Origin of the sequence: Micromonospora sp. WMMD735 (assembly GCF_049178995.1) — a bacterium.
GTDB classification, from domain to species: Bacteria; Actinomycetota; Actinomycetes; order Mycobacteriales; family Micromonosporaceae; genus Micromonospora; species Micromonospora wenchangensis.
In genome coordinates this window covers 175,507-199,782 of sequence record NZ_JBMHMJ010000002.1, presented here as the reverse complement: position 1 = coordinate 199,782, position 24,276 = coordinate 175,507, and the positions used below count along the sequence as shown (strand labels likewise).

The following is a 24,276-nucleotide window of genomic DNA, read 5'->3' as shown; positions in this document are numbered from 1 at the left end:
CGGCCCGCCGATCCCTAGCGTTCCAGGTGGCCCGCGGCACTCCGGCCGCCCACCCCGCAAAGGAACCCGTCATGCGTGTGTTGAAACAGGTCCTCGCCGTCGCGGCAACCGCTCTCGTCGGCAGCCGGGCCGTCGCCGCGGTGCAGGACGACCCCTGGCTCACCCTGCTCCTCGGCGTGGCGACCGCCGTTGCCACGCTCCTCGCGTACCGGTGGGTGGTGCGTCGTACCGAACGACGGGAGGTCACGGAGCTGGCCCGGCCCGGTGCCGGCATCCGGATCGTCCGGGGCGTGGTCATCGGGTTCGTCATGTTCGCCGCCGTCGTCGTCACCATCGCCCTGCTGGGTGGCTACCACGTGCACGGCACGGGTTCGGTGACCGGCATGGTGGGCCTGTTCGGGTTCATGGCGGCCGCCGCCGTGACCGAGGAGTTGCTCTTCCGGGGCCTGCTGTTCCGCCTCGTCGAGGAACGCCTCGGGACCTGGCTGTCGCTGCTGGTGACCGGGGTGCTGTTCGGCCTGGTCCACCTGGCCAACCCCGACGCGGGCGTGTGGGGCGCGACCGCCGTCACGATCGAGGCAGGCTTCATGCTCGCCGCCTGCTACGCCGCCACCCGCACCCTGTGGGTGCCGATCGGGCTGCACTTCGGGTGGAACTTCGCCGCCGCGGGGATCTTCAGCGTCGTGGTCTCCGGCAACGGCGAGTCGCAGGGACTGCTGGACGCCAGCACGTCGGGCCCGACGCTGCTCAGCGGCGGCGACTTCGGCCCGGAGGCCAGTCTGTACACGGTGCTGGCGGGGCTGGCACTGACCGTGGTGTTCCTGGCGCTGGCCCACCGTCGGGGTCGCATCATCCCGCGTCGCCGGCCGGTCGACGTGCCGACGGCGGACGTTACCGTCTCCTGATGGTCGACCCGCGGACGCTTGCGGACCGGTGGCGGCGCTGGCCGGTCACGGTCCGGGACCTCCCGCTGGCGCTGCTGCTCGCCCTCGCCTGCGCGCCGGTGCCGGTGTTGCAGGACCGCAGCACGCAACTCGGTGACCTGCCCGGCCGCCCGTTCGACGCGTTGACCGTGGTGGCGATCGCCCTGGAGTGCCTCCCGCTGGCCGTCCGCCGGCGGTGGCCCGGGATCTGCCTCGCCCTGGTGTCCCTCGGCTTCGCCGTCGACCAGGTACGCGCCTACCACACGGTCGCGGGCACCGCGCTTGCCGTCGCGTTGCTCAGCGCCGGCGTCCACCTGGAACGTCGTCGACGCGCCACCCTGGTCGTGGGCTCCGCCGCGTACGTCGCCCTGGCGGTCACCCTGCACCGGCAGGGGTCGACGGAGGGTGTGGGTGGCTTCCTCACCTTCTACCTGGCGTTGACCCTCGCCTGGGGCGCCGGGGCCTGGCTGCGGCAGAGCCGGGCCGCCGAGGCCGAACGCCGCCGGCGGGCCGCCGAGGCCGCCCGCGCCACCGAACGCGCCCGCATCGCCGGTGAACTGCACGACATCGTGACCCACCACGTGACGGCGATGGTCGTGCAGGCCGAGGCGGCACGCTACCTGACGGCCGTCCCGGACCGCCTCGACACCACCCTCACCGCCATCACCGACACCGGCCGGCGGGCCATCGCCGACCTGCGGATCCTGCTCGACCTGCTCGACCCCGACCACCGCGCCGACCCGCGCGTGCCGTCCGTCGGGGAGTTGCCCGCACTCATCGAGCAGACCCGGCGGGCCGGGCAGCCGGTGGAGTTCACCCAGGACGGCAGCCCGGCGGAGACCGTCGGCGGCGCGGAGGCCGCCGCCTACCGGGTCGTGCAGGAGGCGCTGACGAACGCCCTGAAGTACGCCCACGGCAGCCGCACCGCCGTGCACGTCCACCACGGGAAGAGGGAGATCACGGTGGAGATCAGCACCGCCGGCCCGGGTACCCGCCCCGCCGGCCCGGGTGGGAGCGGGCGCGGCCTGGCCGGGCTGCGGGACCGCGTCGCCGTGCTCGGCGGCGAGTTCAGCGCGCAACGCCGGGACGACGAGGGCTTCGTCGTCCGGGCCCGCATCCCCACCGGTGACGCGTCGTGACCGCGCCGATCCGGGTGCTGGTCTGCGACGACCAGGCGCTGATCCGGACCGGCTTCGCCACGATCATCGGCGCTCAACCCGACCTGGAGGTGGTGGGCGAGTGCGGGAACGGGCGCGAGGCGGTCGATCTCGCCGGGCGGCTGCGTCCGGACGTGGTGGTGATGGACGTACGGATGCCGGTCCTCGACGGCATCGCGGCGACCCGCCTGCTGGCCGGCAGCGGGGTGACCCACCCGGTCAGGGTGCTCGTGGTGACGACGTTCAACCTCGACGAGTACGTCTACCAGGCGCTGCGCGCCGGGGCGAGCGGCTTCCTGCTCAAGGACGCCCCACCGGCGCAGCTGCTGCACGGTATCCGCACCGTCGCCGGCGGGGCGGCGCTGCTGGCACCCGAGGTGACCCGGCAACTCGTCGGCCGGTACGCGGCACGCATCCGCCCCGCCGAGGGCACCCCGGACGACACGGGACTGACGCCGCGCGAGTTGGAGGTGCTGCGTCTGATCGCCGACGGCCTGTCCAACAGCGAGATCGCGGCCCGGCTGGTGATCAGTCAGGAGACCGTCAAGACGTACGTCTCACGCATCCTCACCAAACTCGACCTGCGCGACCGTGTGCAGGCGGTGGTGTACGCGTACCGGACCGGGCTGGTGACCTGAACGCCCCCGCTCCGTCACCGACGACGATGTCCGGGCCCGGTTCGGCGGCGGTGCCTGCGCATCCGACTGCTCTCCCGGTACCGTCCCGTGCACCAGGGGGTGACACACGGCAGCGAAGTGGTTACTCTTGTATCAGAACTTCGATACAAGGAGGGGTCATGACCACTGGTGGCCGGTATCGAATGGTCGGGATGGCTGTCGGTGTGGGGACCGCCTTCGCACTGACCCGCACCTACCTGTTCGACCTGGCTCCGATCGCCCTGGTCCTGGCGACCCTCCTCGGTGCTCTCGCCAGTGAAGCCGTCACACCACGACCGGGCCGGGGCCGTGGCACCGCCAGTCTGGTTCCCCGACGCGTCCGGGATTACGCGCCGAGACGGGAAGTCGTCGTGATCGCGCTGCTCGGGGTCGGCATCACGCTCTTCGCCGGCTTCCCCACCCCCGAACGCCCCGATCACGAAGTCAAGTACTTCGGCACCGCGGCACCGGTCAGCCTCACGAGCACACTGATCACTCTCGGTGTCACCGCCGCCCTGACCATCGTCATCGTGTGGCTGATCGTTCGTGCTCCCCAGGCGGGCGCCGACGAGGCGGATACGGCAACGGACGACAGCTGGCGTCACGCCGCCATCCGCCGCACGGTCTACACCTGCACGGCGGTGTTCGCCATCGTGTTCACCACCCTCGCCTTCTGGTACGCCGATCGCCAGTGGGACTGGCGCGCCGGTGGCTCACCCGCCTGGGGTCTCGCCCTCAGCCTCCTTGCCGGGCTCGGCCTGATCATCTTCGGCGGCTACGCGGGTGCCCTGGTGATGGCCCCGCACCGGCTCCCCGGCGCCGTGACCGGTGCTGCCAGCCACGTCGGTGCCGACGGGCTAGCCGGATGACGAGCGGCCCCGCCATCCGGATCAACCCGTCCTCGGCTGTTCCCCCGTTCGAACAGGTCCGTCAGCAGATCGCCGAGCTCATCCGGTGGGGGGTGCTCGCGGAAGGGCAGCGACTTCCGACGGTCAGGCAACTCGCCGCCGATCTGGGGTTGGCCAACGGAACCGTGGCTCGCGCATACCAGGAGCTGGAGGCGGCCGGCCTGGTCGTCACCCGACGGGCGGCCGGCACCCGGGTGGCTTCCGCAGCCGTCCTGCAGCCGGATGCCCGGCTCGAAGCCCTGACCCTGCGGGCCCGTGAGTTCGTCACCGCCGGTCGCCTCCTCGGTGCCGGTGATGAGGAACTCACCGACGCCCTCGCCGCCGCACTGAAAGCAACGCCGTCAGCCGTGGAGAACCCCTGAGATCGGCAGCGCCCTGCCGCACCGTCGAACGACGCACCGACACCGGATCCTCGACGCTGAGGCTCACGCGGGCCGCCGGTCGGCGGGGACGCGCAGGCGCAGCAGCGGCAGGCAGGACAGGAGCAGACCGGCCGCACCCACCCACAGGGCCGTTCGGGCACCGGCGGCGGTCCCCAACACGGTGCCCGCCAGCGCACCCACCGGCATCGCCCCGCCGAGCAGGAACCGCATGGTGGCGTTCATCCGGCCGAGCAGTCCGGGCGGGCACAACTGTTGACGCAGGCTGACCTGGGCCACGTTGGAGGCCGTCGCTCCCGCCCACAGCAGCAGGTAGCCGCCGGCCGCCAGCCAGATCCCGCCGACGCTGTCGATCAGGGGGGTGAGCAGCGCGCACGGCGCGGTGGCGAGGAGGCAGAGCCAGACCGCTCGGTACTGCCCGAGCCGGCGGGTCAGCCGCCGGGCCACGACCGCGCCGAGGATGCCGCCGGCGCCGCCCGCGCTGAAGTACGCGCTGGCCGTCGCCGGGGACGCGCCCAGCTCGCTGACCAGCCGCACCGGCACCATCGTCTGCACCATCAGGGCGAACATGTTGTACGCGCCGCCCGCCAGCGCCAGCACCCGCAGCACCGGGTGGCGCAGCACGTAGGCCACGCCGTCGCGGATCTGCCCGGCGAGCCGGGACCGGCCGGTGGTGGCGGGCCGCGGATCGGCCGCCCCGATCCGGGCCAGGTACGCGGCGGACCCGGCGAACCCCACCGCGATCAGCAGGACGGCGGTTCCGGTGCCGGCCAGCTCGACGGCCAGCCCGGCCAGTGCGGGCCCCGCGACCTGCGCCACCGCGAGGGTGGTGCTCAGCCGGGCATTGCCCTCGACCAGCTCGTCGGGCCGCACCACCCGGGGCAGGTAACTCTGGTGGGCGACGTCGAAGAACACGGTGAGCACCCCGACGCCGAGGACGACGACGTACAACTGGCCGAGCGCCACCCCGCCCGGTGCCGCCGGCACGGCCAGCGAGGCGACGAGCACGGCCCGCCCCAGGTCGGTGCCGATGAGCAGCCGCCGTTGCCGCACCCGGTCGACGACCGCGCCGGCGGGCAGGCCGACGACCAGGAACGCCACCGTGCCCAGGGTGCCGACCAGACCCACCTGCCAGGCGGAGGCGTGCATCGGGCCGGCCGCCACCAACGGCAGCGCCACCAGGGCCATCCGGGCACCGAACTGGCTCGCGACCGCCCCGAGCCACAGGGACCGGAAGTCGTGCTGCCGGAGCAGCCCGCCACGGCGGTACGCCACGTCAGGTCGACGCGGCCGTGGTCGGGGTGTCGGCCGTCCGCAGCCACGTCGCCCGTAGCAGGTCGGCGGCCCGGTCGGCGGCGATGTCGGGCCGCTCGGCCAGCAGCGCGAAGAACCGGACCAGGGCGGCACCGACCGGCGCGGCGGCCGGCAGCACCTCGGGGTCGTGGTGGACGGTCACCTCGGGCTGCTCGGCAGACCACGTCACCGCCAGGTGCAGCGCGTTGTGGGCGGGGAAGCCGCGCCGGCCTGCGGGCGGGCGTACGGCACCGCGCAGCAGCCGGCCCGCCGGGCCGATCGTGGCGTTGCCCACCGTGACGGTGGGCTCCGCCGCCACCACGTTGAGCACGAGCCGACGCCGTTCCCGCAGGGCTTCGACCCCGCCGAAGTCGGTGAGCCACCGGCCGAGCAGCGGCGGCGCGGCGGCGTTGACGGCGGTGAGAGCACGGACGTGGTCGGCGAGCGAGACGGCGGGCAGGTGGTCCGGCGGTACGCTCACCACCGCCTCGTGCAGCGCGCCGGGCACCTCGACGCTCTCCCGGGTCCACCGGCCGCCCCGCGCGTACAGCACCGGGACGTGCGCGTCGGCCCAGAGTCCCAGCAGGAACGACAGGGCCGCCAGGAGCAGACCGGAGCCGGTCGCGCCGGTGAGGTCCCGGCCGTACCGGATGGCCCGGGTGGTCGCACCGTCGAGCCGCAGCGGCGAGGCGGCGGTGGCGGTGGTGTCCCGCCACGGTTTCCAGCGCCCGCCGGGGAACGCGACGGCGGGAACGTCCCGGCTCATCGCCTCCGCCCAGAACTGCCGGGACGCCGGGCGTCGTGGATCGGCGGCGGTCCCGGCCGCGTGCGCGAAGAACGACGGCAGCGACGGCAGGGCTCGCCCCGGATGCTCGTACGCGGCCGCCGTACGGCGCACGAACCGGGTGTGCGTCGCGTGGTCGGCGAAGCCGTGGTCCACCACGAGGGCGAGCGCGTGCTCGTCCGGGGCCAGCCGCACCAGGCAGGCCCCGGCCAGCGGGTCGTGGCGCAGGTCGATCGGCGCGTACACCGCCTCGCCGAGCGCCGCCCCGGCCGCCTCCAGCAACCGGTCCGCCGGCACGTCGGCACAGTCCACCATGGTCACCGGGAAGGGCTGCTCGGGTCCGTACACCAGCTCCGGGCCCGGGGCGAACCGGGCCCGCCACACATCGTTGCCGGCGGCGACGGCCCGCATGGCGGCGGCCAGACGTGGCACGTCCACCTCACCCCGGACGTGCCACAGCGTCCAGGCCCGGGGCATCGGGTTGTGCCGGGGCAGGCCGGCCCCGTCGGTGTCGCTGAGCAGCAGCAGTTCATGCTGCGCCCCGTAGGGCGGCACCCGCACCCGGCTCACCCCGGGAACGCGGGCAGCTGCGGCCACGCCGGTTGGCCGGCGATCCAGGCCGCCAGCACTCCCCCGTCGTCGGGCAGCAGACCGCGCAGGTGCAGGTCACGCAGGCGGCGCAGCGGCGTCACCCCGGTCGGCCAGTGCGCGAGCGACAGGCGGTAGCACTCGGCGGCCAGGTCCGCCCGGCCGAGCTGCTCGTGCACCTGGCCGGCGTTGAACCAGGAGATCCGGCCGTACGGGAACTGCAGGTGCGCGGCCCGCAGGTACGCCTCAAGCGCCCCGGTGTGGTCGCCGGCCTGGTAGCGCAGCTCGCCCGCGGTGAGCCAGGTCTTCGGGTCGATCGGGTCGATCCGCTGCGCCAGGTCGTCGACCAGAGCCAGCGCGGTGTCCCGTTCGCCGAGGTGGGTGTGGGTGCGCACGGCGGTCTCCACGGCCGGGAAGTAGTTGTCGGCGGCGATGACCCGGGTGTGCCCGTCGTGTCCGGTCAGCTCCCGGGCGATGCCGAGCCACCGGTCCATGTCCGCGCGCAGCAGGTCACGGTCGCCGGTGAGGAACGGCAGGAACCCCATGGCCCGGAACCATCTGCTGGTCATGATCGCGGCGTCGAAGTCCGACACCTCGGGCAGCGCGGTGTACCGGGCCAGGTCCTCCTCGCCGAGCTTGCGCCACCGGGCGATGGTGTCGGGCTCCCGGCGTCGGGCCGCGTTGACGGTGGCGTTGATGGTGGTGACCACCCGCGTGCGGGCGTAGCGGACGTCGTCACCGAGCTGGTCGTACAGGGTGCGGAAGTGCGGCTCCAGCTCGGCCGCGTGCCCCGTGGTGAGCATCTGCTCGGCGAAGATCCAGCTGGCCAGCGCGTACGCGCTCTCGGGGTCGCGTACCGGCACGTCCGGTCCGGGGAGGATCCGCTTGGCCTCGGTGTGGAAACCCAGCGCGGACAGCAGCCGGCCCAGCAACGCCCGGTCCAGCAGCGGCAGGTCCGACACGTCGGCCAGTCGGTCCCGCACGTCGGGCGGGCAGCCGTCGGAGGCGGCCAGCCACGTCGCGTAGTCGGCCGAGGCGGCATCGGAGGCGTACCCGTACACCGCCGCTGTCGCCTGTAGTTCGTCGCGGAACATGGCGGCCGTGGCCCGCTGCGGGTGGATCTCCCGGAACCAGGGCTCGCGACGCTCCAGCACGGCGGCGTACGACATCAGCGGCGTGTGGATCGCGACCGGTGGCGTGTCGACCGGGTCGAGGATCGCGCTCGGCTTCAGGTCGAGGAACGGTCGGTAGCGCTCCAGCGGAAGCGGACGCGCCCCGGCCGCCGGGTCACCCTGCGCCGCGACCGCCCACCGCACCGCGTCGGCGCCGGCGGTGCCGTCCAACGCCGGACGCCGCGCCACGAGCACCGCCAACCGGTCCCGATCTGGGCGGCGATCCGTGGCGAGCAGGTCGGCCAGCGCCCCCACCAGCTCGCCGGTGTCCGCTGCCGGAGCCGACCCACCGGTGGGCTCGTCGGGCGCGGCGGGGGTCGCCAGGTCGAGCAGTCCGGCCAGCGCGGCGGTGCGCTCGGCCAGGCCGGTGCGGACGGCCACCCGGTAGTGGGTGCGGGCCGTCTCCCGGTCGCCCGCCGCCCGGGCCGCGTCCGCCGCGAGAAGTCTGGTCGCCGCGCCGGTGGGATCGAGGTCGAGGGCGGCACTGGCGAACTCGTACGCCGGCCCGACGCCGGTGCCGTCCAGGGCGGCCCGGGTGGCGGCCCGCAACAGCGCCAGGGCGGCGTCGCGGGCGAGGAAGTCGGTCCGGTCCGTTCCCAGGACGTGGGCGACGGCGCGGATCGTGTCGGCGTCCGGCACCGGCTCGCCCGGGGAGCGCAGCCGCGCGGCGAGGACCCGGGCCCGGGCGGTCACCGCGATCCGGTCGCCGGTCAGGGCGGCGGCCAGGGAATCCGCCGTGGTGAGGGCCCCGGTGGCCGGTTGCCCGTCGGTCACAGCGGAGCGGGCGTGGGCGAGTGCGGTGGTGAGGCGGACCGGCAGGCCCGCCGCCTCGGGGGGTACCGGGGGCAGTGGTTGCCGGCCGTCCTCGGCGAGCAGGAGATCACGCCAGGCGTACACCGGGGGCGGCGCGTCGGAACCGATGCGGCGCAGCAGGGTCGCGGCGTCCTGCCGGCGGCCCAGCGCCCGCATCAGTCGGGCCGCCCACAGCAGGCCGGCGGGGTCCTCGGCCGTGAGCCGCTGCGCCACCCCGGGTGGGACGACGAGGGGGTCCGTGGCGTCGAGCAGGCCGGCGCGGCACATCGCGCGTCGCAGGTCGGCGGGGGGCGCGTGGGCGGGCAGCCAGCCGCAGGGGTCGGGCTGGTCGGCGCAGAACAGTGCCGTCTCGGCGACCAGGGACGGCGGGACCGTGGCATCGGCGGTCAGGTCGATGAGCGGGCGCAGCGGCGATGCCGCCGGGTCCCGCCAGGTGAGGTCGGCCAACGCTGTCCTCCCGCCCGGTCGGTTGGTTCGGTCCGAGGGGCGGACACGCGACGATGGGACAGCCCGTGCCCGCCCGGTTGGTGACCGGCGACGTCAGTTGATGACGGCGTTGATCAGACCGACGGCGGTTCCTTCGAGGTCCTCGTAGCGCTCCATGCTCGACACCTCCTCCCGACCGGACGAGGAAGACGGGCGATGACGGCCCCTGATCCCGCCATTCTCGCCCAACAATTGAGTTGAATCAATCTGTTGGGGCGTGGTCGGCGGCGGATACCCGTCGTGCTCGGCCGATCGGGACGGCCGCGCCTGCGGCAGGTGCCAGCGGGGCGGCACGGCCGGAACCGATCAGCACCGTCGTGCCGCAGATCGTTGACAACGCCGCCGAACGCCGACGGGCATCAATGCAAGGAGATCCGACAGGTATCGTGGTACCGTCCTGGTTCAGGCGGCCCGGACCGTCCGACGGACCTGTTGACAGGCCCGGAAACCCTTACGATCAGGGGAAAAAGTGACCCAGCCGGCGCAGCCGAAATCTCTCGCCGTCGCGTACCTGCTGTTGGTCTTCCTCGGCCTGTTCGGCGGCCACTACTTCTACCTCGGCGTGAACAGGCGCGCAGTCGTCTACCTCCTGACGCTCGGCTGCCTGGGCATCGGTCCACTGATCGACCTCTTTACGCTGCCCGGCGAGGTCCGGCGTATCAATCAGCTGATCATGTCGGGACAACCGCACATGTAGACGCGCTCCGTGAACCGCCAGGACGCCGGAGTGGCCGCGGAAAGACGGCGAGGTGTCGTGGCGACGCTGTCGTAGCCACGATTCGCCAGTGCTCTTGTTGCCGTCGCGGACCGGGTGGAGCCGACGTGGCACCACCGCCACGTAGTCGATCGTCTCGTCCTGGTCAACGGTTTGCCCGGCTCGGGAGGGAGCACCCTCGCCGGGTTGATGGCTCCGACCCTCGGCTTCGTCCTGATCGGGAGAGACGCCCTCAAGGAGGCCATGTCGGTTGCGGCACCAGGGGTTCCGGCCCGGCGTTCGGTGCCGCAGCGTCTCGGGTGATGTGGGAGTTGGCCGCGGCGACGCCGGGTGGCGTCGTCCTGGAGTCCTGGTGGTTCACAGGCTGTGGATCTCGCCTTCGTCGAGGTGGATCTCCACCGGTGCGACAGTCCTGCAGGAAGACGACCACCACCTGCGCGAATCGTGGCCGGGATGGGCTGCGGAAGCGGAGCCGCCGTGGGGAGCGGAAGCGATCAGGGTCAGGACCGACGAACCTGTTGATGTGGCCGGTGTCGCAGGGCGGATCGGGACGGTGTTCGCCGGGTCCGCTGGTGCGGATTTCGGCAGTGAGGTGATGATGTGTGGCGCTGCATCCGGCAAAGTTCTGGAGGATCCGTGGACCCCCGCGACGTGTTTCAGATGTTGTCTGGCATCGGCGGCATGACATCTGCCATCTACGGTGTCCATCTCCTGCTGACCGGTCGCCCGTCGCCCGTTGTGCGGAGAGGATGGCGGCAGCCGGCCGATGCGGGGATGTTCTTTCTCTGCAATGGGCTGTTCTTTCTGTTACTCGCAGCGGCGTACCTCGGACGGCTCGTCAGCGCGAGGGAACCCGCAACAGCGTTGTCGCTTCTGGGCGTCGCGTCTGCAGTCTGGGCGCTCGGTCTTCTCAGGTATCGGCCACGCAACAGCGGACGCGGTGAATCCTCGGACACGCCTTAGCCGTACGGCCAAGCCTCCGAGCGAGCAGCCACCTCACGTCGGCGGTCTGGATCGGCTCGGGTTCCACTGCTAGCGATAGAGCGTTAAGGTCTAGCTGCTCTCCCGGGAGGGACCACGTGCGAGAGATCGACACGCAGGACACCGTCAAACGGGATCCGGTCCCTCCGTTCATGGTCCTGCTCGGCTGGCACCTGCTGGTGGTCGCCGCCTACCTCGTCGTGCTGAGCCAGCAATCTCACGAACGGGTGGGCCATGACGAATCACCGTGGATGGAGATGGTGATCTTCGGGCTCACCGTCGGGATGCCGTTACTGCTCGTCCCTCTGATCACCGGTCTGATCCTGCTCTGGCTCTTTCCGAGCTTTCCGAGCAGAAGCGGCCAGATCAGCTGGCCCCTCATCCGCGGTACCCTCGCCGCTGCACCGCTGTTCCTCATGGTGGTTTGGATCATCCCCGCTGTGCCGCACTGACGAGGGTTCGTTTCGCCTTCGACGTCTACGCCTTGTCCACCGGGACCTGGCATCGAAGATCGATCGTCTCGTCGCCGTCGCTGCGGACGCCGCATCGTCAGGTTCGTGCGCCAGTACGCGGCCACCAGCAACACCCGATCGGGCCTGGTCGAGCGACCACTGCCGGCCCGGCCGACCGTCAGCGATCGCATCACCATCACGCTCGGCGACCAACCTGACCAGTCTGCGGAACTGGACGGGCCGCAGCCCCGTGAACGGGAAGGTCCACTCCGTGCGAGCCGCACTGATCACCTGCACCCCGACATGATCCACCATGGACCAGCCACCGAGCTACGAGACGTCCTTGAGGGCCTCTGCTCGGGGTATTCGATGCCGTTGTCGTCGCGGTTCGCCTCGTGGCCGTTCGCCGTGGTGATCTTGTGATCGACGCCAGCTCGATTCGGTCGTGTCTCGTCGCGCTGCGGTCGTTTTCCTCGTGACAGGGGCGGCACCGCGAATAGCGGATGGAATTCGAACGTGGCTTCCCATCAGATTTCCGCGCCGGTCTGGTGGTGCTGGCGAGCATCGGCGCCTTCAGGATCCGGGCCTGCACCCTGAGCACCGCATTAATGATCGTCTCAGATTCGCTCGGTACGAAATACGCGTCAGACAGGCGATGTAACGCGTATGTAGGAGGCCATTGAATGGCGGTTAACGCAGCGCCCCACGGAGAAGCGCCGCCCAGCCGGCTGGCGGGCCGGTGGGTGCCGTGGTTGGTGATCGGCTTGTGGATGGCACTGGCGGCGGTGATGGTGCCGCTGAGCGGAAAGTTGAGTTCGGTCACCACCGACAGAGCCGCAGACACCCTGCCGGCCAGCGCCGAGTCCACAAAGGTGGCGGTGCTGGAGGACGGTCTCCCCGGCGGTGAGGACAACACGTACGTCTTCGTGTACAGGCGCGCCGGCGGCCTGACCGACGCCGACCGCGCGACGGTCGAACGCCACCACGACACTCTGACCAGGCGGTACCCACCGAAGGTGGCGGCTCCGGCCGACGAAGACGACGAAGGCTCAGCGACGAGGCGCTCCACCGACGGCAAGGCGATGATGTTCACCCTCGACGTGAGCACCACCTACGGCGTACCGGAGGCCATCGTCGGCCCGTTACGTGACGCCGCGAAGGACCGCCCCGCCGGCCTGGAACTCGACGTGACCGGCCCCGCCGCGATCGACGGCGACATGGACGCCGTCTTCGACGGCATCGACCTGCAGGTCTTCCTCACCACCGTCATCGTCGTCACGGTCCTGCTCGTCCTCACCTACCGCAGTCCGGTGCTGTGGCTCATCCCGCTCGTGGCCGTGGGCGCGGCCGCACTGACGGCGATGGCAAGCGTCTACCTGCTCGTCAAGGGCTTCGGCATCGTGGTCAACGACCAGAACTCGGCGCTGCTGACGATCCTGGTGTTCGGCGTCGGCACGGACTACGCGCTGCTGCTCATCGCTCGATATCGGGAGGCACTGCATCACCACGAGAACGTCCGGGTCGCGATGGTCCACGCGCTGCGCGGTGCGGCACCGGCCATCGTCGCGTCCGCGGCCACCGTGGTCGCCGGCCTGCTCTGCCTGCTCGCCGCGGACCTGAACAGCACCAGCGGGCTCGGGCCGATCGGCGCGGCCGGCATCCTGTGCGCGCTGGTGGCCATGCTGACGCTGTTCCCGGCGATGCTGGTGGTGCTCGGCAGGCGGATCTTCTGGCCGGCCATCCCCCGGTTCGACACCGCTGTGCAGCAGAAGCCGGGGCTGTGGGGGCGGCTCGGCACCGCCATCAGCCGCCGCCGGTGGGTGGCGACGCTCGGGTCGTTCGGAATCCTCGGCTTGCTTTCCATCGGGCTGACCGGGAACACCGGCGCTCTGCAGGAACAGGACCAGTTCCTGAACGCGCCGGAGTCGGTCACCGGCTTCACCGTCCTGCGCCAGCACTTTCCGGAACTCGGCGGCCAGCCGATGACGATCTTCACGCGGCCGGCGTACCAGGAGCAGGTTCTCGACATCGCCAGGCGCACCCCCGGCGTGGCCCAGGCCATCCCGGGCCGGACGAGCGGAGGCTGGACCGACATCTCCGTGTTCCCGACCGACGCGCCGGACACCCCCGCGGAGTACGACACGATCAAGCGGGTACGCGCCGCCGTGCACACGGTGAACGGAGCCGAGGCGATCGTCGGCGGACCGAGTGCGGAGAACCTCGACACCGAGGTGACCACCCGGCGCGACGAGAAGCTGGTGATCCCGCTGGTGCTCGCCGTCGTCCTGATCGTCCTGGCGCTGCTGCTGCGCGCGATCGTCGCCCCGCTGCTCCTCATGGCGACCGTGGTCGTCTCATTCGCTGCGGCCTTCGGCGGCAGCGTGTTCATCTTCGACACGATCCTCGGATTCACGGGCATCGACTATTCGGTGCCGCTGCTGGCGTTCCTGTTCCTGGTGGCGCTCGGCGTCGACTACAACATCTTCCTGGTCAGCCGGGCCCGCGAGGAGACCGTACGTCTGGGCACCAGAGACGGCATGCTCAAGGCTCTCTCCGCCACCGGCGGCGTCATCACCTCGGCGGGCCTGGTCCTGGCGGCCACGTTCGCGGTCCTCGTCACGCTTCCGCTGGTGATGCTGGTCGAGGTCGGGTTCCTGGTCGCCTTCGGCGTGCTGCTCGACGCCCTGCTGGTGCGGTCGGTGCTGGTGCCCGCCCTCACCCTGCTGATCGGTCGGCGGATCTGGTGGCCGAGCCGGCTGTCGCGACCTGTGGAACTGCCGGACCGTCGGCGGCCGCCCGTCGACGACGAGGAGCCCGCCCTGCAACGGTGAGCGCGCAGACACGTACGAGATCCGGGACGGGCTTCCAGGCCCGCCCCGGGTCTCGTCGTCGGCCCGAGTGGCGGTCGCGGTGTCGCGCGGTCTCGGCCAAGACGGGTTCGCGACGGTGAGCGCCGGTGACGCGCGTGGCGGTGCGGTGGCGTGACGTGCCTTGCGGGTCGGTTCCTGAGAGTCGATCTTCATGCGCTTCTGCGGGTGGGCCTTGGAGGGCACCTTCTCCCGGATGCCGGCCGGGGTCTTGGCCGGGTCGGAGCTGCCGGGTCCTACCCTGAGGTGGGCCGCGCGGGGCCATGCTTGATGCCTGCTGCCTCGTATCGTGCGTCGTGCTGCCGGGGCGGGTCAGCGCACTGCGGTGCCCTCCGTGGCAGCGAACGGGGCGGGCGGGGCCGCGGCCGGAAGGGCGACCCGCAGCAGCGCGCCCCCGCGTGCGGACCGGACGACGGTGACCCGGCCGCCGTGGGCGTGGACGACCCGTTTCACGATCGAGAGGCCCAGACCGGATCCCGGCAGCGCCCGTGCGCTGTCGGCCCGGTAGAACCGGTCGAACACCCGGGGTATGTCGGCGTCGTCGATGCCCGGCCCGGCGTCGTCGACCTCGAGCACCGCCGACGTGTCCTCGGCCCGGAGCCGGATCCGGACCGGCTGGTCCGGCGGGGACCACTTGCCGGCGTTGTCGATGAGGTTGAGCACTGCCCGTCGCAGAGCAGCGGGGCGTCCGCTGACCCACACGGAGGTCACGTGGAGCGCGACCTCGATGTCGGGCATCCGGGAACGCGCCTGGGTTGCGGCGGCCAGCACCACGTCGGCGAGATCGAGCAGCTCGGTGCTCTCGTCGCTGACGTCGCCGCGTGCCAGGTCGGTCAGCTCGGCGGCAAGGGTGCTCAGTTCGGCCACCTGGGCACCGAGATCGTTGAGCAGCCGGGTGCGGCTTTCCGCCGAGAGGGCGGTGCCGAGGGTGCCGCGCCGATCGAGGCGGATCAGCAACTCGATGTTGAGGCGCAGGCTGGTGAGCGGGGTCTTGAGTTCGTGGGCGGCGTCCTCTGCGAGTAGCCGCTGGGCCTGTCGGGAGTCCCGCAGCGCGGCCAGCATGTCGTTGATCGCCTGGATCAGTCGCCGGATCTCCCCGCCGCCCTCGTTCGGGATGTCGGCGTCGAGATCCTGGGTGTGTGCGACACGTACCGCGGCGGCGGTCAGCCGGTCGATCGGGGCCAGCCCGGTCCGCGCCACGGTCCGCCCGATGAGGGCGCCGCCAACCACGCAGAACAACCCGATCAGCAGCATGCCGAACCCGAACTGGTTGACCGGGCCGTCGTCGGCGAGGTCGACCACCTGGACCGCGCCGTCAACCGTGCGCAGTGTGTAGATGCGGTAGCCGTCGTTCCAGTCGGTCGACTCCAGCAGATCGGACGACGCCCCCTGCGCCACACGCCCGGCGCGCTCGCTGACGGCGGGCAGCGCGGGTTGGCCGGCCGGCGTCCGGGTCGAGCCGTCGGGCAGGATGAGCCGCACCAGCCGACCGGACCCGGAGTACTGCGGTAGCTGGACCTTCGTCAGGCCGACGCGCTGCGCGCTCGTCGCCAGCACGCGGGCGTCGGCGCGCAGCTGGGTCTCGGCCGTGTCCCGCAGCTTCTGGTCCATCAGCTCGCTGGCCACCTGGAAAGCCACGAACACGCTGACCGCGATGGCCGTCGCCGCGATCACCGTCAGCCTGCTCCGCAGCGACTGCCGATGCCACCAACGGCTCAGCCGGCGCTGCTCGCGGCCGACGAGCCCGCTCACGGAGGGGTCTCCCGCAACGTGTACCCCAGGCCGCGCAGCGTGTAGATCAATCGGGGTTCGCCCTCGGACTCCATCTTGCGGCGCAGGTAGCTCACGTACACCTGCAGGTTGTTGGCGGTGGTGGTCATGTCGAAGCCCCAGATCGCCTCGAACAACGCGTCGCGGGTCAACACCCGGGTCGCGTTGCGCATGAGGACCTGCAACAGGGAGAACTCGGTACGGGTCAGGCGTAGCGGTCGCACACCCCGCCACGCCTCGAACCTGTCGGGATCGAGGCGGACGTCGGCGAACGACAGGATCGGCGACTCCGCGTCGCCCGAGGCGCGGCGGCGCAGCAGGGCACGCACCCGGGCCAGTAACTCCTCAGTGGCGAAGGGCTTGGGCAGATAGTCGTCGGCGCCCGCGTCCAGCCCCGCCACCCGGTCGGAGACCTGATCGCGGGCGGTCAGCATCAACACCGGCAGATCCCGGCCGGCGGCCCGCAGCCGCCGGCAGGCTTCCAACCCACCGAGGCGAGGCATCATCACGTCGAGGATCAGCAGATCCAGGGTGTCACCGTCCGGTCTGTGGATCCCGTCGAGCACGGCGAGACCGTTGGCGGCGGTGCTGATGTCGTAACCCTCCACCTGGAGCACCCGCTCCAGTGACTCACGGATGGCCGCCTCATCATCCGCGATCATGATCCGCACGCCGGCCCGCCCCCTTCCCATCGACGCGTTTGCCGATCATCCTCCCCGATCCACCTGAGGCCAGTATTAGAGCCGCTGCGGGCCGGGCTCATCCGGACGCCTCAGCTCAGGGCCAAGAGTTGGTCAGACGAGCTCCCGCCGCTGCACCTGTCGGTAGGTCGAGGATGGCCGACGATCCGAGCAGGGCGGCCGGCCTCGCATCGCATCGGCACCGCCTGGGTGACGAGGACGAGGCGAGTATGTTTGACCTCGCCCCAGGGGCATGGCCCAGGCTGGGCGGGTGAACGACGTGGAGCTGATCCCGCCCGGCGAGTTCGGTGCCGCGACCCGCCTGTCGTCGAAGGCACTGCGGCTCTATGCCGAACAGGGTCTGCTAGTGCCCGCGGCCATCGATCCCGCCACCGGCTACCGCCGCTACCACCGGGATCAGATTCCCCGTGGTCGGCTGATCGCCCGGCTGCGCGTCCTGGGCCTGCCGCTGGCGCGCATCGCCACCCTGCTGGAGTTCAGCCCGCAGGCCCGCCAGGCCGAACTCCGCGCCTGGCTGGCAGCCGAGGAGGCCCAGCTTCGACGCCGGCGCGAGCTGATCGAGGCCCTTGACGGTGCCGCCGCACCGATCACGACCGCTCCGGGGCTGCGACTGAGGCCACCACGCAAGCTGTTGTGTCAGGAACGGCGCGTGCGCATCGGCGAACTCGACACCTTCGTCACCGATGCACAGCACCGCATCCGGGCCCGGCTGCAGGCGACCGGTGTGCCCAGCGACGGGCCGACCCTGGTGCACTTCCACGGGTTCGTGACCCACGACAGCGACGGACCTGTCGAGGTCGCGGTGGCGTTCACCGGCGCCGTCGAACCCGTCGACGACCTGCGCGTCCGGCTGTCGCCGGCCGGCACCGACGCATACCTGCCGGTCGCCGAAGCCGACGCCGGATTCCCCGACATCCTGCACGCCTACGAGACATTGGAGGCATGGATCGACGCGAAACGCCTGATCAGCCTCGCCAGCCCGGTCGAGATCCGGCCCGGCACCGACGGTGCGCTCCTCGACGTCACCTACCCCGTCTCGACCGGCGAAGGAAGCTGAAGCATGCACCCCTACATCGGTTCCGGGCCCTACTGCTACGCCGACTCGCTGGCGATGGCCCTCGGCCCGACGGCCCCCTCCCCATCGATTGTCGAAGTGCTGACCGGCTCGCCGTTCGGCATGCATCTGCTCGGCGGGCGGCTGCCGCTGTTCGACCCGTACGGCTGGGACGACCGCGGCATCGACGACGCGATCGCTCTGCTCGGCTGGACCTGCCGCCGACACGGCGCCGACGACGGCGAGCAGGCCCTGGCGATGCTCAACGAAGCGGTCACAACCGGCCCAGTCCTGGCCGGTCCACTGGAGATGGGGCTGTTGCGGCACGTGCCCGGGATGACCGGACCGATCGGGTCGGACCACTTCGTGGCTGTCCTGGAAGCCGACGAGACGCTGGTCCGGTTCCACGATCCGTACGGCTGCCCCTACGCGACCCTGCCGACCCGGGACTTCCTGGCCGCCTGGCGTGCCGAGACGATCACCTTCTACCACGCCGAGCCGTACACCATGCGTGGCGATTTCCAGCAGGTCCGCGAGGTCACCACCGAGGCAGCGCTGCGCGCGGCCCTGCCCGGCGCGGTCGCCTGGCTACGTGGGCGCGACGACCTCGCCGTGCCACCCGGCACCATCGGCGGTGCCGCAGCGGTGCACCGCCTCGCTGACCTGGTTACCGACGGACTCGACCCCGAGACACACGCTCACCTGACGCATTTCGCGATCCGGGTCGGCGCCCGGCGGCTCACCGATGCCGCCACCGCACTCGCCAGCCTCGGCCACGACGAGGCCGCCGCCGTCGCTACCCGGCAGGCCCGGCTGGTCGGCAGCCTCCAGCACGACATCGTCAACGGACGCACGGAACCCGCCGCCCGAACGTTGCGGCAGCTCGCTCCGACCTACGACCACCTGGCGGCCGTCCTCAGCTGACCCCGCCACGCCGAGAGCGCCCAGCGCGGCGACAGCCCTCCGACGACCGGACCGATGGCGCTGACCGGAGCAGTCACCTTTTCCGCCTTCTCGTCATCGGCCTCCTGCCCGGGGGCCACCGCGCCACGGTGCGGGTGTCCGCCGAGCCTGGTGAACGCGGGTGGCGGTGCCGTTGCGGCCGTGCTCGGCGGCCGCCTTCTCGTCGTGGGTCTCCTGAGTGACCAGCGTGCCGGCGTCGGTCTCCAGGTGCGCCCGGACGAACCAGTGGAACTGCTCCAGGCGTCCGGCCTGGGTGATCAGCATGTCCTGGGTGACGGGGTCGGCCTTCTCCGTCTCGTTGATGGCGGCCCGGTGCGCCTCGATCACTGCGCCGTAGACGACGTTCATGGCGGCGAGGTGGGCGTGGGTGTCCGCCCGGCCGATCGGGTAGTCGTCCCAGTCGCGCTGCCTGACCAGTGCCCCCGGCGTCCCCACGGGTGATCCGCCGAGAGCGGCGATGCGCTCGGCGACGTCGTCGACCATGACCCGTACGGCGTCGACCTGCGGGTCGAGCATGGTGTGGACCGCGATGAAGTGGGGTCCGACGACGTTCCAGTGGACGTGTTTGAGGGTCAGCGCGAGGTCGTTGAGCGCGTTGAGCCGGTCCTGCAACAGGAAGATCACCTCGGCGGCGGTGTCCGGCTTGAGTCCGGGGACGGTGTAGGCGGGAACGTTCGGCTGGTAGGTGCTCGGCGACATCTCTTCTCCTTGTTCGGGATCGGTGTGGCGAAGCGCGGTGACGTCGAGACGGCAGTTCGGGTCAGCGCGGGGAGGGTCGGCTTCTCGGGCACCGTCCGTGTCCATCGGGAGTCCACCGGTGGCGTACCGGTGCGTCCGGGCATACGTCGCCGCGCCTACGTCGTGTCGGCGGTGCTGCGCCGGGCGGTGTCCTTCAGCGCTGCCGGGTGTCGGATCCGGGCGGGATGGCGCAGCAACGACATGGCGGCCAGCCCGGCGCCGTTGAGCGCCGCGGTGCGGGGAGACGCGGCGCGGTGCACCGGTAGGCGGAGCGCGGCGGCCAACGCCGGGGACAGGCCGGGATGGGTGGCGCCGTCGCCCACGAGCAGCAGCCCGCGGGTGAGGGCAGGGGCCAGTCGCGTCCGCGCTGTCCCGGCCCGCAGGGCCTCGAGGTGGTATGCGACGACGTCGCTCACCAGGTCGACGGTGGCACCGTAAGCGAGGTCGCGGGTGCCGATGTCGGCGCGACGGGCCGCGACGACCCGCCCGTGGTCCAACAGGGCGACCTCGGTCAGCTGGGCTCCGACGTCGGCGATCAGCAGGCTGCCGGCGGCTGCTCCCGAACCGATCGCGGCGGCGCGCACGGTGTCGATGAACACCAGGTGGGAGGGGGCGAGGACCGCCTCGACGACGCGACGCACCACGGCTCGGTCGTGGTCGCCGGCCAGGACCGGGCGGCAGGCCGCGACGACACCGCCGGCAGGTACCGGTTCGCTGAAGCGGCTGATCACCTGGGACAGCAGGATCTCGCAGCGGTCGGCGTCGATGATGCGGCCGCGCCGGATCAGCGAACCGGCGGAGAGGAACGCGTCCCCGCACGGCGCGCTGATGGTGCCGCGGTGCGCCGCCCAGACGCCGATGGAGCTGCTGCCGAGGTCGATCGCGACCGCGGTCGGCGGGGCCGGGCGACACATGCCGGCGGCGCGCTGGTCGGAGGAGAGGACGTTCGCGGACACGGTCACACCGATCACTTCCATTGGTACGAGCGTTCACCGGCTCCGATCGTCGCCGCTGAACAGATCGGTGACAGCGGCCGGGTCCGGCGAAACTTCGTCGCGCTCGTTGCCGACGCCCGGCAACCCGGCCTGCGGTCACCGACTGCTCGGTAGGCCGGACGCCGGTGACCTCGGCCGACGGGTCGCGTGCTGTCGTGGCCGTTCCTGGTCCGGACGGCTATGGTGGCCGCCATGGGTGACGGGCGCGGCTTCGGGGGCGTCGGCCGGCGAGCTTCGCTGCCGACGTTGCTCGTGTGGGCTGTGCTGGTGTTGGTCGTGTCCGCCGCCCGGGACATCGGGTTGTGCATCGTCTTCCGGCTGACCCGCCGTGCGGTCCCGGGCTGTGTACCGGCATGGTCGGCGGACCGGGCTCCGCCGACGTGGACGCTCACCGCCTGAAGCCGCCCGTTGCGCGGCGTCGGACACGACGCTGCCCCCTGGCTGGGAGCACCATGCCACCCCTCGTTCATGACTGTCGCTTCGGCACGCCCGTTGAGCTGCCGGCGACGTCGCTTCCCTTCGTTGACCCTCGACACCTGGTCCCCGCCGTACCCGGGTGGACGACATGCTGACCGCCGGTGCCTACGCTCGTCCGCGCGTACAGGCATGCCTTGCTCTTGACCTCGGAACGTCCACCGTGCGGATGTGGACGTCGCAGTCGGGAACGGTGATCACGGAACCGGCGGTGCTCTGCCGTCCCGGTTCCGACCGGCACGTGGCCGGACGGGCCGCGCTGACCGCTCAGGCCGGTGGTGTGACCGTCACCTGGCCGGTGCGCGACGGCGTGGTGCGTGACTTCTTCGCCTGCGTGCAGCTGCTGCGGCTGCTGACCGCCGACATCCGCCTACCGTCCGACACCGCCTATCCCGTCCTGGTCGGTGTGCCGGCGACCGCGACCCTGCGCCAGCGCAACGTGCTTGTCGCCGCGGTCCGCCGTGCCGTCGGCGGACGGGTCAGCGCGGTGGAGGAGCCACTCGCGGCCGCTCTGGCCTGCCGTCCTGACCCGGGCGGTGACGTGGTCGTGGTGGACATCGGATCCGGACGTACCGAAGTGGCACGGATCGGTGACCGCAGCATCGTCGCGGTGGAGCGTGTCGAGGACGCCGGGTCCGTCGACCGGATCCCGGCGATCGCCGACTGTGTGCGCCGTCTCGACCGTCCGCGGGGCGGTCAGCGGCGGCTGCTGCTCACCGGTGGTGGTGCGACCGCCCCCGGAACCGCCGCGAGGTTGGCCGCGTTGACCGGCCGCTGCGTCACGATGCCCGCCGAACCGCCGCTGGCCACGCTCACCGGTCTGCGCCGGCTACTCACGGGCTGACGTGGGCCTGTCCCGCATCCGTATCCACTTCCCGGCCGCGGTGAGCGGTCGCCTTCTTCCGGAGTTCTGTCATGGACGTCGAATTCACACCGCTGCCGGGCATCGGCGAGTGCCACACGTTCACCACCGTCACCGGTCATCGGGTCGGCGTCGTCACCCACTACGCCGGCGGTCGACGCGAGCTGATCCACGGCGTCGGCGACGATCCTGATGCCACCTGCAGCCTGGCTCTCTCGCGGGGCGAGGCGATCGCGTTGGCGGGATTGCTGGGGATCCTGGACGTCATCGACGTGGATGTCACCGGCACCCGGCCCCGTCACCCGGCTGCCGGGTGACGGGGCCGGGTGCTGCCACGATCAGCGGCCGCGCCGGCCTCGTCGCCGGCGCGGCCACTGCCGTGGCATTCGGTCAGCCCTGGTGTTTCTGCTGGCAGGGGACGCAGAACCGGGCGTGCGGTAGCACTTCGAGCCGTTCGGCGGGGATGGGGCCGTCGCATTTCTCGCAGCGGCCGTAGCTGCCCTCGGCGATGCGGCGCAGCGCACCGGTGATCTGTTCGAGGTTGTGCCGGGTGGCCGCCACCAGTGCCGCGCGGTTGTGTGCTTCGCCCGGGTCGCCGGTGTCGGCCGAGATCTCCGTGAGTTCCTTGAGCCGGGTCGTCTGGGCGGCGAAGTCCTCGCTCAGCGATGCGCGGAGGCCGGCGAGCCAGCCCTGATCGGATACTTCGATGTCGACGCTCATGTGCCGCTCCTTGCTCGGGAAGCCGGAAGTGCTTCGGGAAACCACAGGGCGGAAGCTCGAACGGCTCCGCCCTGGCGATCGGTGGGTGTCGTGAACCACCCCGCCCGCCGGTGGGTCTCGACCCGACGGCTGCGGGCTGCGTTCGTTCCGGAGGTTCGGCAGTGCCGACGCGCCCGCTAACGCAGCGGGTCGAACGGCGTCAGCTCCGCGGGCACCTCACCCTTGAGCACCGCTTGGGCCACCAACTGGCCGGTGACCGGCCCCAGGACGATGCCCCACATGCCGTGGCCGCCGGCGACGAACACCCGTGGCGCGGCGGTCGCGCCGATCAGCGGCAGGCCGTCGGGAGTGCACGGCCGGGAACCGACCCACTCGTCGCGGCGGTCATCGAGGTTCACCCCGTCGAGCAACGGCCGCACCGCGTCGACGACGGCGGTGATGCGTCGCGGGTCCAGTTCGTCGGCGGGTCGGCGAAACTCCATCATCCCGGCCACCCGCAGCCGGCTGCCCAACGGAGTGCAGGCGACCCGCTGCGTCGGGAAGTACAGCGGGCCGGCGGGCATCCGTTCGGCGGGCACGCTGAAGCTGTAGCCGCGCCCGGCCTGCACCGGGCGGCGTACCCCGAAGCGTGTGGCCAGCTCGCCGAAGGCCGCTCCGGTGGCGATGACCACGGCGTCATGGCGGTGCTGCTGCCCGGACGGGCCGGTGACGCGGACGTCGGTGGTTGCCGGCTGCAGACCGGTCACCGCGCTGCTGTCGAGGATGCGGCCGCCACGGTCCCGGACCGCATCGGCCAGCGACGTGACGAACGCGGGAGGGTTCAGGTACCGCTGCCCGAAGATCTGGACGGCGGCGCCGACCCGGTCGCTCAGAACGGGCTCCATCGACCGGAGCACCTGGCCGGTCACCGGGCGGAAGGTGACGTCCTGACCGGCGTCGCCCATCTGTTCCAACTCGTCGAGCAGGGTACGGCTGTCCCGCTCGCGGGCGAAGCAGGCCAGGAAGGGATCGGCCGGCGTCGTCACGGCGCTCACCCCGCCGGCCGCGAGGGCATCGAAGGCGTCCAGGCTGCGCTCGTTGAGCGGGACGTAGGCGGCCATGCCCCGCCGCCACCGCCGGGCGGTGCTGTGGAACACGAACGACAGCAGGAAGCGCCACAGGTCACGGTCGGCGCGCAGCGGCAGGTACACCGGGGATCGGGTGCTGAGCACCGCGCGCAGACCGTAGCGCAGCACCGCAGGTTCCGGCAGTGGGGCGGTCAGCCCCGGGGTCAGCCAGCCGGCGTTGCCCCACGACGAGCCGGCGCCGGAGTGATGACGCTCGTAGACCGTCACCTGTGCGCCGGCTTCCTGTAGGAACCAGGCCGTGGACAAGCCGACCATGCCCGCTCCGATCACCGCGACGTCCCGCGGTGAGCTGTGCACGAACGCGGGAGTGCCCGTCATGCTGAGCTCGTCAGACATACCGCTCCTCCGCCGCGCCGGGCCGGCTGGACAGCCGATCGGTTGGTGGGCCACGTTGTCCGGGCCTGCTGTCCCGCCATGGTCGCTTGATCACCGGGAACCGGGCCAGGGCTGTGGCCGGTCAGCTGAACCGTCATACGTTGCCGACGCTCGGCAACCAGCAGACGATCACCACCGCAGGACCGCTGCCCTCGGTGCCGTGTCCGGAACGCGGTGGCGGGGTGCCGCGTACACGGTGCCGCCGTACCGCAGGGTGGCCACCGCGGCGCGGTCCCGGTGGTCCACCGCGGCGCTCGCCGACCGGTACGGACCGCGAATCGGTGTCTACCGCCGCCAGGATGGGCGATGCTGGGTTCGACGC

22 protein-coding genes and 1 pseudogene are annotated in these 24,276 nt (G+C 71.7%); 12 read left to right on the top strand and 11 right to left on the bottom strand.

The features are described 5' to 3' along the window. Positions 1–71 precede the first annotated feature (71 nt). From ACN268_RS01290 to ACN268_RS01270, 5 genes are all read left to right on the top strand, one after another. A complete protein-coding gene (locus ACN268_RS01290) occupies positions 72–905 on the top strand; it encodes a CPBP family intramembrane glutamic endopeptidase (RefSeq protein WP_421481322.1) in 834 nt (277 codons plus the stop codon). Then, complete coding sequence (locus tag ACN268_RS01285; RefSeq protein ID WP_421481321.1) at positions 905–2,062, top strand: sensor histidine kinase; 1,158 nt, start codon at positions 905–907, stop codon at positions 2,060–2,062. The genes ACN268_RS01290 and ACN268_RS01285 overlap by 1 nt, the downstream gene beginning before the upstream one ends. Next, on the top strand, positions 2,059–2,718 hold the full coding sequence (locus ACN268_RS01280) for a response regulator (RefSeq protein ID WP_421481320.1): 660 nt from the start codon (positions 2,059–2,061) through the stop codon (positions 2,716–2,718). The genes ACN268_RS01285 and ACN268_RS01280 overlap by 4 nt, the downstream gene beginning before the upstream one ends. A gap of 158 nt (positions 2,719–2,876) precedes the next feature. After that, on the top strand, positions 2,877–3,605 hold the full coding sequence (locus ACN268_RS01275; RefSeq protein WP_421481319.1) for a hypothetical protein: 729 nt from the start codon (positions 2,877–2,879) through the stop codon (positions 3,603–3,605). Then, positions 3,602–4,006: a GntR family transcriptional regulator gene (locus ACN268_RS01270; RefSeq protein WP_421481318.1), complete on the top strand. Its 405-nt coding sequence runs from the start codon at positions 3,602–3,604 to the stop codon at positions 4,004–4,006. Before ACN268_RS01275 ends, ACN268_RS01270 begins: the two co-directional genes overlap by 4 nt. 63 nt (positions 4,007–4,069) lie before the next feature. On the opposite strand, the gene ACN268_RS01265 is transcribed toward ACN268_RS01270, so the two are convergent. The 4 genes from ACN268_RS01265 to ACN268_RS01250 form a co-directional block, all read right to left on the bottom strand. After that, positions 4,070–5,299 (bottom strand): MFS transporter, encoded by a 1,230-nt coding sequence (locus ACN268_RS01265; RefSeq protein WP_421481317.1) that lies wholly within the window; start codon positions 5,297–5,299, stop codon positions 4,070–4,072. A gap of 1 nt (position 5,300) precedes the next feature. Next, entirely contained in the window at positions 5,301–6,662 is a 1,362-nt protein-coding gene (locus tag ACN268_RS01260) for a condensation domain-containing protein (RefSeq protein WP_421481316.1), read from the bottom strand. 5 nt (positions 6,663–6,667) lie between these two features. Continuing rightward, positions 6,668–9,121, bottom strand: coding sequence for a hypothetical protein (locus ACN268_RS01255; protein ID WP_421481315.1), 2,454 nt, complete (start codon positions 9,119–9,121; stop codon positions 6,668–6,670). 93 nt (positions 9,122–9,214) lie between these two features. Then, on the bottom strand, positions 9,215–9,454 hold the full coding sequence (locus ACN268_RS01250; protein WP_421481314.1) for a hypothetical protein: 240 nt from the start codon (positions 9,452–9,454) through the stop codon (positions 9,215–9,217). 175 nt (positions 9,455–9,629) lie between these two features. Between ACN268_RS01250 and ACN268_RS01245 the strand changes: the two genes are divergently transcribed. Together ACN268_RS01245 and ACN268_RS01240 are read left to right on the top strand one after the other, a co-directional pair. Beyond that, positions 9,630–9,857, top strand: a complete 228-nt coding sequence (locus ACN268_RS01245) for a TM2 domain-containing protein (RefSeq protein WP_421481313.1) — start codon at positions 9,630–9,632, stop codon at positions 9,855–9,857. A 1,097-nt stretch (positions 9,858–10,954) separates the two neighbouring features. Next, entirely contained in the window at positions 10,955–11,308 is a 354-nt protein-coding gene (locus ACN268_RS01240) for a hypothetical protein (RefSeq protein ID WP_421487060.1), read from the top strand. Between the two features lie 86 nt (positions 11,309–11,394). Here ACN268_RS01240 and ACN268_RS01235 read toward each other — a convergent pair. After that, positions 11,395–11,605, bottom strand: a pseudogene (locus tag ACN268_RS01235) (IS5/IS1182 family transposase); the annotation flags it as partial. A 458-nt stretch (positions 11,606–12,063) separates the two neighbouring features. Between ACN268_RS01235 and ACN268_RS01230 the strand changes: the two are divergent. Beyond that, on the top strand, positions 12,064–14,139 hold the full coding sequence (locus ACN268_RS01230) for an MMPL family transporter (RefSeq protein WP_421481312.1): 2,076 nt from the start codon (positions 12,064–12,066) through the stop codon (positions 14,137–14,139). A 348-nt stretch (positions 14,140–14,487) separates the two neighbouring features. On the opposite strand, the gene ACN268_RS01225 is transcribed toward ACN268_RS01230, so the two are convergent. Both ACN268_RS01225 and ACN268_RS01220 read right to left on the bottom strand, forming a co-directional pair. Then, positions 14,488–15,927 carry a HAMP domain-containing sensor histidine kinase gene (locus ACN268_RS01225; protein ID WP_421481311.1) on the bottom strand — a complete coding sequence of 480 codons (1,440 nt, stop codon included), beginning with the start codon at positions 15,925–15,927 and terminating at the stop codon, positions 14,488–14,490. Beyond that, complete coding sequence (locus ACN268_RS01220) at positions 15,924–16,607, bottom strand: response regulator transcription factor (protein ID WP_421481310.1); 684 nt, start codon at positions 16,605–16,607, stop codon at positions 15,924–15,926. Before ACN268_RS01220 ends, ACN268_RS01225 begins: the two co-directional genes overlap by 4 nt. A 298-nt stretch (positions 16,608–16,905) precedes the next feature. Between ACN268_RS01220 and ACN268_RS01215 the strand changes: the two genes are divergently transcribed. Together ACN268_RS01215 and ACN268_RS01210 are read left to right on the top strand one after the other, a co-directional pair. Next, positions 16,906–17,703 carry a MerR family transcriptional regulator gene (locus ACN268_RS01215; protein ID WP_421481309.1) on the top strand — a complete coding sequence of 266 codons (798 nt, stop codon included), beginning with the start codon at positions 16,906–16,908 and terminating at the stop codon, positions 17,701–17,703. Between the two features lie 3 nt (positions 17,704–17,706). Next, complete coding sequence (locus tag ACN268_RS01210; protein ID WP_421481308.1) at positions 17,707–18,624, top strand: hypothetical protein; 918 nt, start codon at positions 17,707–17,709, stop codon at positions 18,622–18,624. A gap of 93 nt (positions 18,625–18,717) precedes the next feature. On the opposite strand, the gene ACN268_RS01205 is transcribed toward ACN268_RS01210, so the two are convergent. Together ACN268_RS01205 and ACN268_RS01200 are read right to left on the bottom strand one after the other, a co-directional pair. Beyond that, positions 18,718–19,362, bottom strand: a complete 645-nt coding sequence (locus ACN268_RS01205; RefSeq protein ID WP_421481307.1) for a Dps family protein — start codon at positions 19,360–19,362, stop codon at positions 18,718–18,720. A gap of 155 nt (positions 19,363–19,517) precedes the next feature. Continuing rightward, entirely contained in the window at positions 19,518–20,378 is an 861-nt protein-coding gene (locus ACN268_RS01200; RefSeq protein WP_421481306.1) for a cell shape-determining protein MreB, read from the bottom strand. A 583-nt stretch (positions 20,379–20,961) separates the two neighbouring features. Between ACN268_RS01200 and ACN268_RS01195 the strand changes: the two genes are divergently transcribed. Next, a complete protein-coding gene (locus ACN268_RS01195) occupies positions 20,962–21,714 on the top strand; it encodes a rod shape-determining protein (RefSeq protein ID WP_421486788.1) in 753 nt (250 codons plus the stop codon). A gap of 71 nt (positions 21,715–21,785) precedes the next feature. Continuing rightward, positions 21,786–22,049 (top strand): potassium transporter TrkA, encoded by a 264-nt coding sequence (locus tag ACN268_RS01190; protein ID WP_421481305.1) that lies wholly within the window; start codon positions 21,786–21,788, stop codon positions 22,047–22,049. Positions 22,050–22,122: 73 nt separating this feature from the next. Here ACN268_RS01190 and ACN268_RS01185 read toward each other — a convergent pair whose 3' ends face one another. Both ACN268_RS01185 and ACN268_RS01180 read right to left on the bottom strand, forming a co-directional pair. Next, positions 22,123–22,452, bottom strand: a complete 330-nt coding sequence (locus tag ACN268_RS01185; RefSeq protein ID WP_421481304.1) for a TraR/DksA family transcriptional regulator — start codon at positions 22,450–22,452, stop codon at positions 22,123–22,125. 176 nt (positions 22,453–22,628) lie between these two features. Beyond that, a complete protein-coding gene (locus ACN268_RS01180) occupies positions 22,629–23,915 on the bottom strand; it encodes an NAD(P)/FAD-dependent oxidoreductase (RefSeq protein ID WP_421481303.1) in 1,287 nt (428 codons plus the stop codon). Positions 23,916–24,276: the final 361 nt, after the last annotated feature.